The sequence below is a fragment of the Burkholderia sp. RF4-BP95 genome (assembly GCF_001521985.1).
Classification (GTDB): domain Bacteria; phylum Pseudomonadota; class Gammaproteobacteria; order Burkholderiales; family Burkholderiaceae; genus Burkholderia; species Burkholderia diffusa.
Genome location: NZ_LOSX01000024.1, coordinates 37,160 through 55,454, shown reverse-complemented (window position 1 = coordinate 55,454; position 18,295 = coordinate 37,160). Strand labels below are relative to the sequence as shown.

At 69.0% G+C, this 18,295-nt stretch carries 17 protein-coding genes and 1 pseudogene; 10 read left to right on the top strand and 8 right to left on the bottom strand.

What is annotated here, in order from left to right:
- Positions 1–21 precede the first annotated feature (21 nt).
- Genes WS46_RS09535 through WS46_RS09525 form a run of 3 tightly spaced genes read left to right on the top strand, consistent with a single transcriptional unit; the run spans position 22 to position 3,457 of the window.
- Complete coding sequence (locus WS46_RS09535) at positions 22–1,833, top strand: ABC transporter permease (protein ID WP_059690334.1); 1,812 nt, start codon at positions 22–24, stop codon at positions 1,831–1,833.
- 11 nt (positions 1,834–1,844) lie between these two features.
- A complete protein-coding gene (locus WS46_RS09530) occupies positions 1,845–2,702 on the top strand; it encodes an ABC transporter ATP-binding protein (protein WP_059690409.1) in 858 nt (285 codons plus the stop codon).
- Complete coding sequence (locus WS46_RS09525; protein ID WP_059690333.1) at positions 2,699–3,457, top strand: ABC transporter ATP-binding protein; 759 nt, start codon at positions 2,699–2,701, stop codon at positions 3,455–3,457. Before WS46_RS09530 ends, WS46_RS09525 begins: the two co-directional genes overlap by 4 nt.
- Positions 3,458–3,490: 33 nt before the next feature.
- Here the strand turns inward: WS46_RS09525 and WS46_RS09520 are convergent, their stop codons facing one another.
- Positions 3,491–4,912: a sensor histidine kinase gene (locus tag WS46_RS09520; RefSeq protein ID WP_059532064.1), complete on the bottom strand. Its 1,422-nt coding sequence runs from the start codon at positions 4,910–4,912 to the stop codon at positions 3,491–3,493.
- Positions 4,899–5,564, bottom strand: coding sequence for a response regulator transcription factor (locus WS46_RS09515; protein ID WP_059532061.1), 666 nt, complete (start codon positions 5,562–5,564; stop codon positions 4,899–4,901). Before WS46_RS09515 ends, WS46_RS09520 begins: the two co-directional genes overlap by 14 nt.
- Positions 5,565–5,800: 236 nt before the next feature.
- On the opposite strand from WS46_RS09515, the gene WS46_RS09510 reads away from it, so the two are divergent.
- Positions 5,801–6,817 (top strand): ABC transporter substrate-binding protein, encoded by a 1,017-nt coding sequence (locus tag WS46_RS09510; protein ID WP_059532419.1) that lies wholly within the window; start codon positions 5,801–5,803, stop codon positions 6,815–6,817.
- A 164-nt stretch (positions 6,818–6,981) separates the two neighbouring features.
- On the top strand, positions 6,982–8,241 hold the full coding sequence (locus WS46_RS09505; RefSeq protein ID WP_373558358.1) for an MFS transporter: 1,260 nt from the start codon (positions 6,982–6,984) through the stop codon (positions 8,239–8,241).
- A gap of 91 nt (positions 8,242–8,332) precedes the next feature.
- On the opposite strand, the gene WS46_RS09500 is transcribed toward WS46_RS09505, so the two are convergent.
- Both WS46_RS09500 and WS46_RS09495 read right to left on the bottom strand, forming a co-directional pair.
- On the bottom strand, positions 8,333–10,132 hold the full coding sequence (locus WS46_RS09500; protein ID WP_059690331.1) for a sensor histidine kinase: 1,800 nt from the start codon (positions 10,130–10,132) through the stop codon (positions 8,333–8,335).
- Positions 10,129–10,776: a response regulator transcription factor gene (locus WS46_RS09495; protein WP_059532052.1), complete on the bottom strand. Its 648-nt coding sequence runs from the start codon at positions 10,774–10,776 to the stop codon at positions 10,129–10,131. The genes WS46_RS09500 and WS46_RS09495 overlap by 4 nt, the downstream gene beginning before the upstream one ends.
- 307 nt (positions 10,777–11,083) lie before the next feature.
- On the opposite strand from WS46_RS09495, the gene WS46_RS09490 reads away from it, so the two are divergent.
- Both WS46_RS09490 and WS46_RS09485 read left to right on the top strand, forming a co-directional pair.
- Complete coding sequence (locus tag WS46_RS09490) at positions 11,084–11,536, top strand: hypothetical protein (RefSeq protein WP_059532049.1); 453 nt, start codon at positions 11,084–11,086, stop codon at positions 11,534–11,536.
- Between the two features lie 102 nt (positions 11,537–11,638).
- The gene (locus WS46_RS09485; RefSeq protein WP_059690330.1) at positions 11,639–13,657 is read left to right on the top strand and encodes an LssY C-terminal domain-containing protein; all 2,019 of its coding nucleotides are present in this window, start codon (positions 11,639–11,641) and stop codon (positions 13,655–13,657) included.
- 15 nt (positions 13,658–13,672) lie between these two features.
- Here the strand turns inward: WS46_RS09485 and WS46_RS09480 are convergent, their stop codons facing one another.
- Both WS46_RS09480 and WS46_RS09475 read right to left on the bottom strand, forming a co-directional pair.
- On the bottom strand, positions 13,673–14,002 hold the full coding sequence (locus tag WS46_RS09480) for an addiction module antidote protein (protein ID WP_059532042.1): 330 nt from the start codon (positions 14,000–14,002) through the stop codon (positions 13,673–13,675).
- Entirely contained in the window at positions 13,999–14,331 is a 333-nt protein-coding gene (locus WS46_RS09475) for a type II toxin-antitoxin system RelE/ParE family toxin (protein WP_059690329.1), read from the bottom strand. The genes WS46_RS09480 and WS46_RS09475 overlap by 4 nt, the downstream gene beginning before the upstream one ends.
- Before the next feature lie 285 nt (positions 14,332–14,616).
- Between WS46_RS09475 and WS46_RS35185 the strand changes: the two are divergent.
- Positions 14,617–14,733: pseudogene (locus WS46_RS35185) on the top strand (AraC family transcriptional regulator); the annotation flags it as partial.
- A gap of 68 nt (positions 14,734–14,801) precedes the next feature.
- Positions 14,802–15,311 carry a GNAT family N-acetyltransferase gene (locus WS46_RS09470; RefSeq protein ID WP_059690328.1) on the top strand — a complete coding sequence of 170 codons (510 nt, stop codon included), beginning with the start codon at positions 14,802–14,804 and terminating at the stop codon, positions 15,309–15,311.
- A 10-nt stretch (positions 15,312–15,321) separates the two neighbouring features.
- Here the strand turns inward: WS46_RS09470 and WS46_RS09465 are convergent, their stop codons facing one another.
- Both WS46_RS09465 and WS46_RS36405 read right to left on the bottom strand, forming a co-directional pair.
- Complete coding sequence (locus WS46_RS09465; RefSeq protein WP_059532029.1) at positions 15,322–16,275, bottom strand: hypothetical protein; 954 nt, start codon at positions 16,273–16,275, stop codon at positions 15,322–15,324.
- Between the two features lie 58 nt (positions 16,276–16,333).
- A complete protein-coding gene (locus WS46_RS36405) occupies positions 16,334–16,456 on the bottom strand; it encodes a hypothetical protein (RefSeq protein WP_006752127.1) in 123 nt (40 codons plus the stop codon).
- Between the two features lie 501 nt (positions 16,457–16,957).
- Between WS46_RS36405 and WS46_RS09455 the strand changes: the two genes are divergently transcribed.
- Positions 16,958–18,208 (top strand): YbfB/YjiJ family MFS transporter, encoded by a 1,251-nt coding sequence (locus WS46_RS09455; RefSeq protein ID WP_059690327.1) that lies wholly within the window; start codon positions 16,958–16,960, stop codon positions 18,206–18,208.
- The last annotated feature ends 87 nt before the right edge of the window (positions 18,209–18,295 follow it).

Here is an 18,295-nt window from a genome sequence, read left to right as displayed (position 1 = left end):
GCTAATGACGGACGCATCGTGATGGCTTCCTGGCTCGACTACACGCTCAACGGCCTCATCGTCGGCAACATCTACGCGCTGCTCGCGGTCGGGCTCGCGCTGATCTTCGGCGTGTCGCATCTGATCAACTTCGCGCACGGCTCGGTCTATATGGTCGGCGCCTTCATCGGCTGGCTGTGCCTGACGCGCTTCGGATTGCCGCTGCCGGTCGCGCTCGCGGCGGTGGTCCTGGGCTGCGGCGCGCTCGGCATCGCGATCGAGCGGATCGGGTTGCGGCCGCTGCGCCACGTGGCGCGCATCGCGCCGCTGCTCGCGACGATCGGCATCAGCTTCATTCTCGACCAGCTCGCGCAACTCGCGTTCGGCGCGGACCCGCGCGCGGTGCCGACGCCGCTGCCCGACTGGCACCTGAGAATCGCCGGCGCGACCCTCGGCTCGCTCGACCTGCTGATCGCCGGCATCGGCATCATGGCGGCTGTGCTGCTATACGGCTTCCTGCGCTTCACGCGCCTCGGCTGGGCCGTGCGCGCGACCGCGCAGGATCGTGACGCCGCACTGCAGATGGGCGTCGATGTCGACCGCGTGAACCAGGCGGTGTTCGCGATCGCATGTGCGCTCGGCGGCGTCAGCGGCCTGCTGGTCGGCATGTACTACAACAGCATCGATCCGGCGATGGGCTTCCAGGCGACGCTGAAGGGCGTGGTCGCGCTGCTGATCGGCGGGCTCGGCAACGTGCCGGGCGCGATCGCGGGCAGCCTGCTGCTCGGTCTCGTCGAAAGTTACGGCGTCGCGCTGTTCGGCACGAGCTATCGCGACCTGTTCGCGTTCGGGCTGCTGATCCTGTTTCTCGTATGGCGGCCGAACGGCTTGTTCAGCAGGAATCGCGCGCTGCCGCCGGAACCGATGACCGGCACCTTCCTCGCGGCCGCGCAGGCTGCGCGTGTGCCGCGTCCGCTCGTCGTCGTGCTGATCGCGCTGGCGGCCGTGCTGCCGTGGCTCGGCGCGTCGCCATACGTGCTGCAGACGTTGACCAACGCCTGGCTGTATGGCTTGCTCGCGCTGAGCCTCACGCTCGTCGCGGGCACGGTCGGGCAGATCTCGCTCGGGCATGCGGCGCTGCTCGTGATCGGCGCGTATGCGTCGGCACTGCTGTCGTCGGATCTCGGCTGGTCGCCGGCTGTGACGATACCGTGCGCGGGCGCGATCACCGCCGCGCTCGGTACGCTGCTCGTCTACCCGGCATTCCGGCTGCGCGGGCACTATGTGTCCATCGCGACGCTCGGCATCGGCGAAGTGGTGAGCCTCGTGATCCTGAACTGGGACGGCCTCACGCGCGGCCCGCTCGGCATCACCGGCATCGCGCCGCTGCCATGGGCGGGCACCGCGCGCGCCGCATACTGGTTCACCCTCGCGGTGCTGGTCGTGTTCGCGCTCGTGCAGGTGCGGCTGCTTCGCTCGCATCTCGGCCGCACGTTGCGCGCGGTGCGCGAGGACGACGTCGCCGCACGCGCGCACGGCATCGCGCCGAATCGCTACAAGGCGATCGCGTTCGCGGTTGGCGGCGTCGCGGCCGGCGTGAGCGGTGGCATCGCCGCGCACCTGTACAGCTATATCAATCACCAGACCTTCGATTCGCAGGTGTCGATTCTCGCGCTGACGATGGTGATTCTCGGCGGGCTCGGCAACGTGCTCGGCGGTGTCGTCGGCGCGATCGCGCTGATCGGGCTGCCGGAACTGTTCCGCTGGGCGGCGGACTACCGGATGCTGATCTATGGCCTCGTGCTGCTGCTGCTCGTCCGGTTTCGGCCGCAAGGCCTGCTCGGCACGGTATGAGGAACAATGCGATGACCACCAACCGACCCTTGCTCGACGTGCAGGGCCTGACGCGCCGCTTCGACGGCGTGACCGCGCTCGACGCCGCGAGCCTGACGCTCGCCGACGGCGAGTTGCTGAGCGTGATCGGCCCGAACGGCGCGGGCAAGTCGACGCTGTTCAACCTGATCGCGGGCGCCGACCGGCCCGATGCCGGCCATGTGACGTTCGACGGCCGAGACATCACGGGCACGGCGCCGGAACGGCTCGCCGCGCTCGGAATCGCACGCACGTTCCAGCACGGCCGCGTGTTCGGCAACCTGAGCGTGCTCGACAACGTGCTGATCGGCGCGCACGGGCGGCTGCGCGCGGCGCGGCCCGGCTGGCCGGGACTCGGCGCGGCGGCCGAGGTGTGGCGCGCGCTCGTGCGGCCCGCGTCGGTGCGGCGCGAGGAAGCGGCGCTGCGCGACGAGGCGCGTGACATCATCGCCGGGTTCGGCGAGCGCCTCACGCCGCGCATCGATCATCCGGCGCACAGCCTGTCGTATGCGAACCGGCGACGCGTGGAAATCGCCCGCGCGCTCGCGCTGCATCCGCGCTTGCTGCTGCTCGACGAGCCGACCGCGGGGATGAACGAGACCGAGACCGCCGAGATGCTGCAACTGATCCAGTCGCTGAAGGCACGCGGCCTGACGATCCTGCTGATCGAGCACAAGCTCGAACTCGTAATGCGCGTGTCCGACCGCGTGATCGTGCTCGACAACGGCGCGAAGATCGCCGAAGGCGCGCCGCGCGACGTACGCCGCGATTCACGCGTGATCGAAGCCTATCTCGGACGTCGCCATGCGGGTGGCGCGGCCGCCGGGCGCACCGTGCAGGCGGCTGCATGAGCGCACCTTCTTCCGGACTCGACGCGACCATGACCGATGCGCTGCTGAAACTGGAACACCTCGACACCTTTTACGGGCCTGTGCAGGTGCATTTCGACATGAATGTCGAAGTCGGCCGCGGGCAGATCGTCAGCCTGCTCGGCGGCAACGCCAGCGGCAAGTCGACGACGATGAAGCTGATTCTCGGGCTGATGCGGCCGCGTCGCGGCGTCGTGCACTTCGATGGCGACGACGTGACCGCGCTCGCGACACCGCAGCGCGTGCGGCGCGGGATCGCGGCCGTGCCCGAGGCGCGGCGGTTGTTCGGCGACATGAGCGTGCGCGAGAACCTGCTGATGGGAGCCTATACGCGCGGCGATCGCACGGCGGTGGCCGACGACTACGAGCGCGTGCTCGAATTGTTTCCGCGCATGCGCGAGCGGCTCGTGCAACGTGCGGGCACGCTGTCCGGCGGCGAGCAGCAGATGCTCGCGATGGCGCGCGCGTTGATGGCGCGGCCGAAACTGATCTGCATGGACGAGCCGACGATGGGATTGTCGCCGCTCTACGTCGACAAGGTGCTCGAGCTGATCGACGTGATCAACCGGCAGGGCGTGACGGTGTTCATGGTCGAGCAGAACGCGAGCCTTGCGCTGGAGATCGCGCACTACGGCTACGTGCTGCAGACGGGGCGCGTCGTGCTTCAAGGCCCCGCGAAAACGCTGCTCGATGACGAGCGCGTGCGCGATGCGTATCTGGGCGGGGAGGCGGCGTAGACGTTTGTCCGCCGTCGGTCACGTTCGACCGGGTCAGGTTTCGCCGGCGTGCGCCGTCACCGCCCGCGGAAACGTCAACACCACCGCGAACCCGCCCGCATCGGGAAACGCGAACCCGACACGCCCGCCGTGCGCCTTCATCACTTCCTGCACGATCGCGAGCCCCAGCCCCGACCCGGTTCGACGCTCGCTGCCGTCCGGCGCGATCCGGACGAACGGCTGCAATGCCGCGTCCCAATGCTCGCGCGGAATCCCCCGCCCGTTGTCGGTGACGGTCAGCGTCACCGCTCGATCCGCATTGCCCTCGCTGGCGACCGACACGACGATGTCGTCCGCATGCCCATGCAGCAGCGCGTTGTGCAGCACGTTCGACAACGCTTCCTGCAGACTGATCGCATCGCCGTCGATCCACGCATGCGGCGTGTCGCTCGCGAACGCGACGGCCACGTCGCGCGCGTCCGCGAGCGGAATCGTGCGGCCGAGCACGTCCTTCGCGAGCGCGACGAGGTCGACGGGTTGCAGCGGCACGACCTCGGTGCGATGAATCACCATCGCATGATTGAGCAACTGCCCCGTCAGGCGGCCGACGTCCGAGCAGGTCGCGCGCAGCGCATCGAGCCGCGCCGCATGGCGCGCGGGATCGACTTCCCCGTCGAGCAATTCGATCTGTGCGTCGAGGCGCGCGAGCGGCGTGCGCATCTGGTGCGCGGCATCGGCGATGAAGCGCTGCATCGCGTTGATCCGCTCGGCGAGGCGGTGCATCAGTCCGTTGATCGACCCGATGATCGCGTCGATCTCGCTCGGCGTATCGACGGCCACCGGCCGCAGATCGGCCGGATCGCGCGCGGCGATGATCGTGCCGATCTGCGCGAGCGGGCGCAGCCCGCGCCGGATCGCGAGGCCGCTCGCGCCGATCGCGAGCACGCTCATCAGCAGGATCAGCGTCCACACCTTGATGCTCATGTCGTTCGTCAACTGCTGCCGCGCGTTGGTTGTCTGCGCAACGGTGACGAGCGCCCAGCCCGGCGTGCTTTCCTCGGGCATGTAGCGCGCGATGGTCGCGGTGCGGATCCGGTGCCCCTGGTAGACGGCGTTCGCGAACGCCGGGCCCTGCTTCGCGGCGGCGAGCGTCGCGGGGCTCGCGAGGTCGTTGTAGCCGGCCACGACGACCCCGCGCGAATCGACGACCTTGTAGTAGACGAGGTCGTAGCGCGACAGCGTCGACAGCGCGGCGACGGGCGGGTTCAGCGCGAGCACGCCGCCCTGCACGTACAGGTTCTCCGCGACCTGGATCGACGCGCCGGCGAGCAACTGGTCGTACGCGCGTTCGGCCGCGACGCCCGCGTAGTAGCGCGCGATCGCGGCAAGCGCGAGCGCGCCGGTCGCGACGACGAGCGCGATGAACAGCAGCGTGCGCCCGAACAGCGTCTTCGGGAACCAGTCAATGCGCGGCAATCTGATACCCCATCCCGCGCGCGGTGCGAATCTCGACCGAGCTGCCCTGCAGCTTCCTGCGCACGCGTGTCACGTATTGCTCGACCGCGTTCGCGGTCGGCTCGTTGCCGAAGCTGAACAGCTGATTCAGCAGTTCGTCCTTGGAGAAGATCCGCTGCGGGCGGCTCGCGAGAATCTCGAGCAGCGCGAACTCCTGGCGCGACAGCGACAGCGGCTGGCCGTCGAGTTCGGCAAGCCGGCTGCTGCGGTCGATCACGAGGCCGCCGAGCGTCAGCACGTCGTTCGCATGACCGCTGTTGCGGCGCAGCAGCGCCTGCACGCGCGCATCGAGCTCGCGGTAGTCGAACGGCTTCACGAGATAGTCGTCGGCGCCGAGGCCGAGGCCGCTCACGCGGTCGTCGATCGCGGAGCGCGCGGTAACGAGCAGCACCGGCGTCGTGCTGCCCGACGCGCGCAGGTTGCGCAGCACCGCGAAGCCGTCGAGGCCGGGCAGGTTCGCATCGAGTACGACGAGGTCGAAGCGCTCGACGCGCAGCAAGCCGTTCGCGGTCGAGCCGTCGGTTTCGAGATCGACGGCATGGCCGAGCCGCGTGAGGCGGCTGCGGATCGCCGCGCCGATTTCGGCATCGTCCTCCACGACGAGAATGCGCATGGTGCCGTTTGCAGGTAGATGAGTTAGGGGTTTTCCCGGGGCCGGGATGTCAGCATTTTCTCAGACTCGCTCGATAACCTGTGTTCAGCCGGAACGAGCGATGACGGCATTAATACCAGAGGAGACGGCAACATGCAGCATGTCACGGGCACGACGAAGGCGCGGCCGAATGCACGGCGAAGCCTGACGCGGGCTGCCGCGTCGTCGCTTGCCGCCCACCGTCCGCAGGCATGCGCATGATCGCGTCGCCACGCCGCCGCGCGTTGCTCGCCGCCGGCCTCGGCATGCTTGCCGCACCGTCGCTGGTGCGCGCGAAGCCGCGCACGGTGCGGATCTCGAAAGGCTATGGCGTGCTGTACCTGCCGCTGCTCGTGATGGAGAAGCAGCGCCTGTTCGAGCGTCACGCGGCGCGGCACGGCCTGCGCGAGGTCGCGGTCGACTGGGTGCTGCTCGACGGCGGCAATTCCGTCAACGACGCGATGATGGCCGGCACGCTCGATTTCGCGGGCGCCGGCGCGCCGGGCTTCATCGAGCTGTGGGCGCGGGCGCGCGGGATCCCGAACGTCGAGGTGATCGGCATCAGCGGATTGTCCACGACGTCGCTGTCGCTCAATGCGAATCGGCCGGGCCTCGCGTCGCTGCGCGACTTCACGCCGTCGGACCGGATCGCCGTACCGGGCATCCGCACGTCGCTGTCGGCGGTCGTGCTGCAGATGGTCGCGAGCCGGCAGCTCGGCGCGAAGCATTTCGCGCAGCTCGATTCGATCACCGTGAACCTGCCGCATCCGCAGGCGATGCAGGCGCTGATCCGCCGCGAGAACGGCGTCACCGCGCACTTCACGTCGCCGCCGTTCTCGACCCTCGAATTGCGGCAGCCGGGCATTCATCGCGTCGTGAATTCGGTCGACGTGCTCGGCCCGCTGACGCTCGACGTCGTGTTCGCGCCGAAGCGGCTCGTCGACACGGAGCCCGCGCTGGCCTCGGCATTTCTCGGCGCACTCGACGAAGCGAACCGCCTGATCGCGCAGGACCCGCGCGCGGCGGCCGCGCTGTATGCGGCCTCGTCGGGCGTCGGCGTGTCGCACGACGACGTGATGCAGATGCTCGCCGCGCCGGACACGCGTTTCTCGGTGCGGCCGAACCAGCTGATGGACTACGTCGAATTCCTGTATCTCGCCGGCACGATCAAGGCGAAGCCGCGCGCGTGGCACGAGATGTTCGCGCCGATGCTCGACGACTACCGGACCGGCTGACCGTCGCCGTCCGCCGCCGAACCCCGATTTCATCGAACACCCCTGCGCCCGCGCGTGCATCGCGCGCGGCGCCGATTCAACCGACAAGCAACCGATTCACGGAGGAGCCCGCAGTGAATACCGCCGAACCCCTGGACCCCGCGTCCGCCGAAGAGCAGCGCGTCATGTCGAAGATGGCGCGGCGCCTGATGCCCATCCTCGTCGTGATGTTCCTGATCGCGTTCATCGACCGGCAGAACGTCGGCTTCGCGAAACTGCAGATGGTGCACAGCCTCGGGATGACGGAGGCCGCGTTCGGTCTCGCGTCGTCGCTGTTCTTCATCGGCTACCTGCTGTTCGAGGTGCCGAGCACGCTCGCGCTGCATCGCTACGGCGCACGCGTGTGGCTCGCGCGGATCATGCTGACGTGGGGCCTCATCACCGTGCTGATGGGCTTCACGACGTCGATGCCCGCGTTCTGTTCGCTGCGCTTCCTGCTCGGGATCGCGGAGGCCGGCTTCTATCCGGGCGTGATCTATTACCTGACGCTGTGGTTTCCGCAAAGCTACCGCGCGAAGGTGCTCGGCATCTTCACGCTCGGCAGCGCGCTCGCGAACATGCTCGGCTCGCTGGTCGGCGGCGTGCTGCTGAGCCTGAACGGCGTGTGGGGCCTCGCGGGCTGGCAGTGGGTGTTCGTGGCGACGGGCATCCCGGCCGTGATCGTCGCGATCGTCGTGTTCCGCGTGCTGCCGGCGTCGTTCCGCGATGCGCCGTTCCTCGACGAACGCGAGAAGCAGATCGTCGCGGCCGCGCTGGAGCGCGAGAAGCCGGCGAAGGCCGAGCATGCGCAGCCGTGGAAGGCGCTGCTCGATCCGCGCGTGATGCTGTTCGCGGCGACCTACATGCTGATGTCGACGTCGTTGTACGGCGTCACGTACTGGCTGCCGACGCTCGTGAAATCGTTCGGCGTGTCGAGCAGTACGAACGGTTTGCTGAGCATGCTGCCGTGGGCGCTCGCGGTCGTGCTGCTGCTGTGGCTGCCATCGAAGCTGCGCCGCGCGAAGAGCATCCTGCGCACGATCGCGATCGTCGCGGCGCTCGGCGCGCTCGGCTTCCTGCTGAGCCTCGTGCTGCCGTCGACGCCGCTGCGCTTCGTCGCGCTCGTGCTCGGCGGCGCGTGCATTCCGCTGCTGTATCCGTGCTTCTGGTCGATGCCGCCGCGCTACTTCACCGGCGCGCGTGCGGCGGCGAGCGTCGCGGCGATCAATTCGATCGGCAACCTCGGCGGCTTCTTCAGCCAGAACCTGATGCCGTTCGCGGGCAAGGTGACGGGCACCGCGTTCGGTCCGATGATCGTGCCGATCGTGTGCCTCGCGCTGCTCGGGATCGGCGCGCTGGTCGCGTGGACGCGTTCGGAGCGGGGGATGGTGGCGGTGCGGGCGTGAGCGGCGCGGGACGCATCGGGGCCGCGGTTCCGCGCGGTCCCGGCTTCCGTTCCGATCCCCGCAGCGGTATTCCGCCGTTGCTGCTTCACCCTTACCCCTCCGTCGGCGACGCCCCCCGTTCGTCATGCGCGATCGCCACATGCGCAGCCGCGACCGGAATGTCGACCTCCACCGTCGTCCCTTCACCGAGCGTCGTATCGATCCGCAGCGTGCCGCCGACGAGATACGCACGCTCGCGCAAACCGACCAGCCCGAACGATCCCGACTTGCGCGGCGCACCGGGATCGAATCCCGCACCGTCGTCGCGAATCGTCAGCGCGATCGTTTCGTCACGATAAACGAGCGCCACGGTCGCGCTCGACGCGGCCGCGTGCCGCGCGACGTTCGCGAGCGCTTCCTGCGCGATGCGGAACACGGCCGTCGCATACGGTTCGTCGAGCTGCAATTCGCCCGGCTCGACGTGCAGCGCGCACGCCATGCCGTGACGGTGCCGGAAATCCTCCACGAGCCATTGCATCGCGGCCGCGAACCCGAGGTCGTCGAGCATCAGCGGGCGCAGGTCCGACGCGATGCGCCGCGTGGCCGTCACCGCGCCGCGCGCGAGCGCATGCATTGCCGCGATCTTGCGCGCCAGCGGCGCATCGTCCTGCGGCACGTGATCGAGCAGCCATTCGAGATCGTTCTTCAGCGTCGCGAGCGTCTGCGCGAGTTCGTCGTGCAGTTCGCGCGCGATGCGGCGCTGTTCGGCCTCGCGCGCGCTCGCGCTGATCGCCGCGATCTCGCGCAGCTCCTCGCGCGATGCCTGCAGCGCCCGCTCCGCACGCACGCGCTCCTCGACTTCGCGCCGCAGGTCGCGGTTCGACGCGCTCAACTGCGCGGTGCGCGCCGCGACGCGCTGCTCGAGCCGTTCGTTCGCCTCGTTGAGCTGCGCGCTCTTCTGCACGACGAGCAGGTGCTGGTAGCGCGCGCCGGCCAGCGCGCGCACCGTCTGCGCATGCAGCCGGCCGTTCTCGAACAGCAGCGCGAACAGCACGACGCCCGACGCGACGAGGCCGTAGGTCCGCCCCGCGTAGAAGCCCAGGTCGAAGCGCCCGTGGTTCAGCATCGACGACAGCGCGATGTCGAACAGCCAGGCGACGAGCACGATCATCACCCACAGGTCCAGCACGGAATGACGGCGCCGCTGCCGCCACATCAGCACGAGCGCGGCAAGGTTCAGCGCCCAGACGACCGCGATCGCGTTCGTCATCGTCGAGGCCATCCGGTTGCCGTGCATGATGCGCGGCAGCAGGTCGTGGCCCGCGGTCGCGAGCAGCGCGAGCGCGGCGGTCGCGCCGGCCGTCAGGACGATGCAGAGCAGGAGCGGAATCGTGGCGCGACGCTGCTCGAGCGATGGCGGATGCGCGCGCGGCGCCGCGCGCAGCAGCGCGTACGCGACGACCGCCAGCGGAAAGCCGCCGTGCCAGAACAGATAAAGCCATGCGGTGGTCTGTTCGCCCGCGCCGAGCAGGCCCGTCGGCGTGAACAGCCCCGGAAAGGTCAGCATGTGCGTGCCGGCCATGAAGCCCGTGAACAGGTAGCCGACGGCGAGCGCGAGCAGCGATTTCTCGCGCAGGATCGCGTACTGGCCGAGCAGCAGGCCGGCCGTCACCATGTCGTTGACGACGATCGCCGACTGGTACACGGGGATGAAGCCCCACACGCGGGCAAGCGGCATGCCCGCGAACGGCGCGAGGGCGACGAAGATCAGGGCCGACACGACGACCGTCGCGATCGCGAGCCGCCGCTCGCGCCGCTCGGGCGGCAGCGACGACATGAACAGGCGCGACGGCTCCGACGTGTCGTCGTCGTCATCGGCCGCGGCCGGGCGGAAGCGGAATGCGGGCATCATGCGTCGTCGACGCCGAGGTCGAGATCGTGGCGCATCGCGTAGCGCACCAGCGCGGCTTCGTGCGGCAGCTCCATCTTCTCGAGGATGCGCGTCTTGTAGGTGCTGACCGTTTTCGCGCTCAGCGTGAGGTCCGCCGCGATCCGCGTGACCGTCTGGCCCGCGACGATGCGGCGCATCACGTCGAGTTCGCGCTCGGACAACCGCTCGTGCGGCAGCATTTCGGACGGCGCGCGCATCGTGCGCGCGAGGCTTTCGGCCGCCGACGCGCTCACGTACACGCCGCCGGCCGCGACCTTGGTGACGGCCTGGACGAGCTCGGCGGTCGCGCTGTCCTTCGTCAGGTAGCCGGTCGCGCCGGCCTTGAACGTGCGCGCCGCGTACTGCGTTTCCGCGTGCATCGTCAGCACCAGCATGCGCAGCGATGGCGCCTGTGTCTTGACCAGCCGGATCAACTCGATACCGGTCGGCGCGGGCATCGACAGGTCGAGCAGCAGCACGTCGGCGGCGCGACGCTCGGCCAGCGCGAGCGTGGCCGCGCCGTCGCTCGCCTCGCCGACGATCTCGAAACCGCCGGCCGTTTCCAGGATGTGACGCAGTCCGTCTCGCATGACTGCGTGATCGTCAGCCAGAATTACCCTGATCATCTAGCGGTCCTCTTCGGGATGACGCCGCGGGCCGCTCTGCCGGTTGTCGCCGCGGCGGTTCTTCTGACCAATATATGCCGCCGAAACGGGAAATGGTGCACCTCCGGAACATTTTTGAGACATCTGGGTATCGAATGTGTCTTGAAGCGAAATAATCGTCGTGAAATGGGACGGGCGGTAGGGGCAGGCGGGGAGGGTATTCCCGAGGAATCGTCGCGGTCCGGCGGACGGCGTGTCTCGCGGACCACCCTGATTCGGAGATAAACTGGTGCCTGATTGCACCGTCCAGACCCGAGGAGCCGCCACGATGATCGATCTTGCCGACATCCTGCCGTCCGCGTTACCCGACGCCGTCGCGTGGGCCGACGCGCAGGCGGCCCACGGGCTCGCGCGGGGCGTGCCGCTGACGCCCGCGCAGGCCGACGACGCGCGTGTCGTGGGCGTCGCGCAACCGGAGCGGATCCGCGTCGTGGTCGCCGACCGGCTGCCGTTCCCCGACACGCCGGCGCTGGGCGCCATCGCGCGCGACACCGGTCTGCTGGCGCCGGGGACGATCGGCCTCACGCTCGGCCATGCGGTGTTCGTGCTGCGCGGCCACGATACGCGACGCCTGCTCACGCACGAATTCCGCCATGTGCATCAGTACGAGGAAGCCGGGTCGATCGGCGCGTTTCTCGCGCGCTATCTGCACGAGATCGCGACCGTCGGCTACCACGACGCGCCGCTCGAGGCCGATGCGCGGCAGCACGAATTCGACTGACGCCGCCGGCCGGCGCGAACGCGCACACACTCCGATGAACCTTCCTCACGCCATCGCCGGCCCGGTGCGGACCCGTCGCGCCGCCACGCCGCGCGGCCCGCGATGAGCGGCACGATCCACACGTGGCTCGGTGCGATCGGCGCACACCCGGCGCTGGTGCTGGCGATCGTGTTCGCCACCGCCTGTGCCGAGGCGATCGCGTTGATCGGCACGGTCGTGCCGGCCGGCGCCGTGATGTTCGCGGCCGGCACGCTGATCGGCGCGGGTGCGCTCGACGGCTGGACGGCCATCGGCGTCGCGGCCGCCGGCGCGATCGTCGGCGACGGGATCAGCTACGAACTCGGACGCAACTACCGCGGCGCGATCCGAAATGGCTGGGTCCGGCTGGGCTACGCGGATGCCTATGCGCGCGGCGAGCAGTTCGTGCTGCGCCACGGCATGAAGAGCATCGTGCTCGCGCGCTTCCTCGCGCCGGTGCGCGCGGTCGTGCCGGTGGTGGTGGGGTGCGCGACGCTGCCGCGCCGGTCGTTCTATCCGGTCAACGTCGTGTCGGCGCTGATCTGGGCGCCGGTGCACGTCGCGCCGGGCATCCTGTTCGGCGCGTCGGCGGTGCTGGCCGCCGCGATCAGCGTGCGGGTCGCCGCGATTCTGCTGGTGATCGCCGCGCTGGTCGCGCTCGTGTGGATCGGCGTGCGCGTCGCGCTGCGGCGCGGCTGGCCGCTGCTGCACCGCGCGCTCGTCGCGGTCATGTACGCGTGCATCCGCCGCTGGCCGCGGTTCGGCGCGCGGGTGCACGATACGTTCGTGCACGTGCGCCGCCTGCCGGGCGCGGTACCCGTGTTCGCGCTGCTGTTCGTCGGCTGCGTGTGGCTGTTTGCCGGCATCGTGCAGGACGTCGTCGCGAACGATCCGCTGATGCACGCCGACATCGCGCTGTATGCGTTCCTGCAGAACCTGCGCACGCCGCCCGTGGACGCCGCGATGCGCGCGCTCGCGGTGCTGCACGGACACGATACCGGGCTGATCGTCGCGGCCGCGTTTCTCGTCTGGCTGATGATCCATCGCTGCTGGGTGACGTCCGCATGGTGGCTCGCGACGGTTGGCATCGCGGTCGTGCTCGTGCCGGCGTTCGGCGCCGGCTCGCCCGGCACGATGCCCGCGAGCCTGCCGCCCGGCGCGCTGCACGTGCCGCTGCCCGACGCCGATGCGGCGTTCGCGATGCTCGCGAGCAGCGGCATCGGCTGGGTGCTGACGCGCGACCGGCCCGCGCTGTGGCGTATCCCGGTCGTGACGGCGGTCGTGCTGTGGATCGTGCTCGGTGGCTTCGCGCGGCTGTACGTCGGCGATACGTGGCTGTCGGGTCTGCTCGGCGGCTGGAGCCTCGGGCTCGCGTGGTTCGCGATGCTGGCGGGCGCCTATGCGTACTGGCGCGTGCGCGAGCATGTGCAGCCGCGGGGCGCGCTGGTCGCGGTGCTCGTCGTGCTCGCGACGACCGGCGTCTGGACCGTGCCCGCGCAATGGCAGCTCGATCGCGCGGCGCGTCCGCACGTGGGCGACGTCGTCGCGATGACCGTCGATCAGTGGATGCACGGCGGGTGGCAGCGCGTGCCGACGCGGCGCACCGAGATCGGCGGCGATCGCGAGGAATATCTGCCGCTGCAATGGTGCGCGACGTCGGACACGCTCGATCGCCATCTTTCGCTGGCCGGCTGGCAGCGCGCGACGCCGTGGTCGCCCGCCACGGCACTGCGCTGGCTGCTGCCGCAGGCGCCGGCCGATGCGCTGCCCGTGCTGCCGCGCTACACGCATGGCGAAAGTACGCGCCGGGTGTTCGTGCGTGTCGATCCGGCCCGTCCGGACAGCCGCCTCGTACTGCGGCTGTGGCGTTATCCGTACGTGCTGCAGGATGCGCTCGGCACGCGGCCGCTGTGGTACGGCGCGCTGTATCGCGAGACGCTGCATCGGCCCGCGCGACTGATGACGATCGTGCGCACGACGACCGTCGACGATACGGCGACGATCACGCAGGCGCTGCAGGTCGAGCCGACGGTCGAGCGGCCGCCGGCGGGGACGAGCGCGGCGCCGGCCGAGGTGCTGCTCGTGTGGATGGTGCAGCCTTGAAGCGCGTGCGGCGCGTCAGGCGTGCGCCGGTTGCGCGGGGACGACGGACAGGCGCAGGCCGACGGTCTTGAGTACCGCGAGCAGGGTTTTCAGCGTCGGGTTGCCGTTGGGCGACAGCGTGCGATACAGCGATTCGCGGCTGATGCCGGCTTCGGCCGCGACCGCGCCGAGCCCGCCGTAGGCTTCCGCGACGGTGCGCAGCGCGAGCAGCGCGGCCGCGCGGTTGTCGGGATCGTCGAGCGATTCCATCGCGACGCGCAGATAGGCCACCGCGAGCTCGCGATCGGCGCCGAGTTCGGCGACTTCCGCGTCGTGGTGCGATACCGAGCCTTTGAGCTTGTTCATGCTTGCCTCCGTTTCCAGTTCAACCAGTGTTCCTTCGCATGCCTGATGTCGTCGGGTTGGCTGTGCTTGTCGCCGCCGCACAACAGCAGCACCAGCGTGCCGCCGTACCGGCCGAAGTACACGCGATAGCCGGCACCGACGTGGATGCGCAGTTCGATCACACCTTCGCCGACGGGCTCGCAATCGCCGAAATTTCCGGTCTGTATGCGGCGCAGGCGCTCGCGAATCCGCGCCTGGACGACCTTGTCGCGCACGGCGTTCAGCCATTCGGTGAAAGGCTCGCGACCGTCGTCGCGCTGATAGCGAAGCAGTTCGAACTTGGAGAGCATTGTAGCTTATAAGCTACATGAGGGGTATGGATATCGAGGTGATTGCGCTGTTTGTCCGATGAGGCGGATGAAGTGAAACGCGCACGGGTCGATTGCCGAATCGAGACGAAGCATGACGCGAAGGCGGTGCGCAGGATTGCCTGCGGTGCCTTCGTGCTCGGGGTTTCAGGCGGTGAGACCGGCTTCCCGAACGAGGATCATTCTTTCATTCGGGGTGTGCGATGACGATTCGGCCGAACGGCCGATTTCACCGGCGCGTACGGGAAACGCGCCGTGCGGGGAGAAGCCGAGCGGCTCGGCTTCAGCGACCTGTCGAGTTTCTCGCAGGCGTTCGAGCGATGGTATGGTGTGCCGTCGGGCACTTGTCGCAGCGGCCTGCTGCGCGACGGCGGCCCGCACTGACGCCGTGTCGCGCCACGCGCGCCGATCCGCACGTGCGCACTCCAAAATCCCTTCACGAGAGAACCCGCATGATCACGCTTCGCCCGATGACCGAAGACGATTTTCCCCGCTTCTGGCCCACGTACCGCGCGATCGTCGCCGCGCAGGAGACCTATGCATTCGATCCGGCGGCGACGCAGGAGGCCGCCCGCGCGCTGTGGCTCGACGCGCCGCTTTGCACGTGGGTCGCCGAGGAGGATGGCGTGCTGCTCGGCTCGTACTACCTGAAGGCGAACGCGGGCGGGCCCGGCAATCACGTGTGCAACTGCGGGTATATGGTCAGCGAGGCCGCGCGCGGCAAGGGCGTCGCGCGCCTGATGTGCGAGCACTCGCAGCAGGTGGCGCGCGAACGCGGCTTTCTCGCGATGCAGTTCAATTCGGTGGTCGCGACGAACGAGGTGGCGGTCGCGCTGTGGCAGAAGCTCGGCTTCGAGATCGTCGGCCGCTTGCCGCGCGCGTATCGCCACGCGCGGCTCGGCTTCGTCGACTGCCTGGTGATGTTCAAGTGGCTCGGCGACGCGGCCGCCGCCGAAGCCTGATTCTCGACGGTCAGACGGCGAACGCGCCGTCGAACACGATCCGCTCGTCGAACGCGAGCGTGCCGCGCGCGAAGATCAGGTCGAGGTGGTGGCTGCCGTTCGCGCCGCCACCGAGGCCGAGATGCAGCCCCGGATGGCGCTCCTCGAACCCGGCGTTGCGGCCGTACAGCGCGCGGATGCCCAGGTTCGTGCCGATGCCGAATTCCTCGATGCGCCGGTGATTGTCATGCCGGTCGAGGTACGACGCGAAGTCGCGCCGGAAGCCCGCGTCGTCGCTGTCGAAATCGACGATCAGGCTGTCTTCGACGTGCAGCGTCGCGAGCCGCTCCGTCACGCGGTACTTGATCGCGAACGGCACGGTGCCGAGGAACGTGCCGCTGAATACGATCGAGCCGTGCAGGTCGGTGACGTGCGTCGCGATCTCGCCGGGCACGACGTCGAGATTGCCCATCCCGTCCACGCTCGTCCATTTCTGGTCCGGCGAAAGCGAGCCGGTCAGCGTGTTGCCGGCTTCGTCGATGAAGTGGATCCGCGATGCGCGCGCGGCCGCTTCGATCAGCCGGCCGTTGCGCGCGGCGATGTCGTCGAGCGATTCGGCGAACGCTTCGTCGAGATGCGGGCCGTAATCCTTGAACAGTACCGACTTGCTCCAGTGCTCGACGATCGCGGGACGGATCGCGGCCAGGAACGGCGGGCCGCTCGGCGACGGTGTCGGCAGGCATGACGAGTCGTACAGCAGTACGAACAGATCCGCGTGCGCGAGCGCACTGGCGATGTCGGCGGGCGGGGTGGTTTCGAGGCAGAGGGTCGTCGCGTCGAGCGAGTCGGGCAGGGCGGAAAACGCGCGCAGCGCGATGTCGCGATTGCGGGTGTCGTAGCCGACCAGCAGTTTGCCCGTTTCGCCGCGTGCGAGCTTGTCGCGCAGCGCCGGGTGACAGCCGAGCGCGCGGTGCAGGTTCAGCATGCGTGTCTCCGGAAGCGGCGGAAGGGCCGCGGCCCTTCCGCGGGAACGGGCTGGCCGCTCAGACCGGCCAGAGCGCGGTGCCGAACGGCACCACGGCATCCTCGACCATCATGTCGACGGCCTCGGGGTGCGTGTCTTCCTGCATCCAGTCAAGCAATTCGATCTGCCGGGTTTCCTGCATGTCAATTCTCCTGTGATGAACATGAGCGATTCAACATGAAAGCGCGGTAAATGGATCACCGCCACTCGTCCGGAATTTTTTGAATACCGGAAGAGTGGCGTCGATATTAGTCTGACGATTTCGCGAATGCAATGCGTTGCGATGTTTTTAGCTGTGGCCGCTAAACAAGCGGGTTTTCTGCATATCTTGCGATCAAGACGAATGAATCGGATCGTGAAGGCCATCCATTATTTTTTTAATATCGCGTCCGTTAATGACGAATTGACTTTTGTGCTTTATTTAAATTTGAAGCGCAATCGCGTCGATCGTTTCGATTTTCACCATTCACGAACGATGCGCGCACGGCCAACGTCCATGCGAGCTGTCCGCCAGCCGCCGACGAGCCGGCTCCGGCGGTTGCACCGATTTTCTGGCACCATCTGACGACTTCGCGCGCGGGCCGCCGCCGTGCGCGCACCGCCATCCCGGCGGCACGATTCGAACCACGATGGAGACACCGCGATGCGCGCAGCGCCGCAACCGGAGCACGCCGGCCGAGCACGGCCGGATGCGGGCGCCACCGAACCCGACCGGATGGCCGCCTGGCGGCTCGCGATCTGCCTGTCGCTCGGCAGCGCGATCGCGCTCGGCCTCGCGCGCTTCTCGTATGCACTGCTGCTTCCGCCGATGAAATCCGATCTCGGCTGGAGCTTCGCGCAGGCCGGCGCGTTGAACACGGCGAACGCGGCCGGCTACCTGATCGGCGCGCTCATCTTCCCGTTGCTGTCGCGGCGTTGGCGCGCCGGCACGCTGCTGGCGGCCGGCTGCGCGCTGACCGCGGTGCTGATGGCCGCATGCGGGTTCACGTCCGGCATGAACGCGCTGCTCGTCGAGCGGCTCGCGACGGGCGTCGGCAGCGCGCTGATCTTCATCAGCGGCGGCGTGCTGGCGGCGCGGCTCGCGTCCGCGTCGCCGCGCGATGCGGGGCTGCTGCTCGGGCTCTATTACGGCGGCACGGGGTGGGGCATCGTCGCGTCGTCGCTGCTCGTGCCCGCGACGCTCATGCATCGCGCGCACGGCTGGCAACCGGCGTGGTTCGCGCTCGCGGTCGCGTGCGTGCTGTTCTCGGCGATCGCCGTGGCGGCGGCGCGTCGCATCGAGCAGGCGCACGCGGCACCGGCCGTGCGGCGCGACGGCGCCGCGCCGGCAGCTACCGCGAGCCCCGCGCGCTTCGCGCTCGCGCTCGCGGGCTACGGACTGTTCGGCGTCGGCTACATCGGCTACATGACATTCATCGTCGCGCTGCTGCGCGGCGCGGGGATGAGCGGCGCGGTCGTGTCCGCGTTCTACGTGATGCTCGGCGTCGCGACCGTCGTGTCGGCGCGGTTGTGGTCGGGGCTGCTCGACCGCATGCGCGGCGGCCAGGCGCTGGCCGCGCTCAATGCGTTGCTCGGCGTCGCGACGCTGATGCCGGCGCTGTTCGTGCATCCGGCGGCCGCGTTCGCGTCGGGCGTGCTGTTCGGCGCGACGTTCCTGTCGGCGGTCGCGTCGACGACCGCGTTCGTGCGTCACAACCTGCCGCCGGAAGGCTGGGCGAAGGGCATCAGCGCGTTCACGACGATCTTCGCGTTCGGGCAGATCGCCGGGCCTGTCGCGATCGGCTGGGTATCCGACAGCGCCGGTCTCGCGCGCGGGCTCGTGTATTCGGCGCTGACGCTGTTCGCGGGCGCGGCGCTCGCGGCCGGGCAGCGCGCGTTGCGGGGGGCTACGTAACGCGCACCGCCGCCCCGGTCGAATCCGCAGAGAAAGGGGAGTGTCGTCACTCCCGCACATGATGGTCGCGGCGCGCGCCGTCTTGCC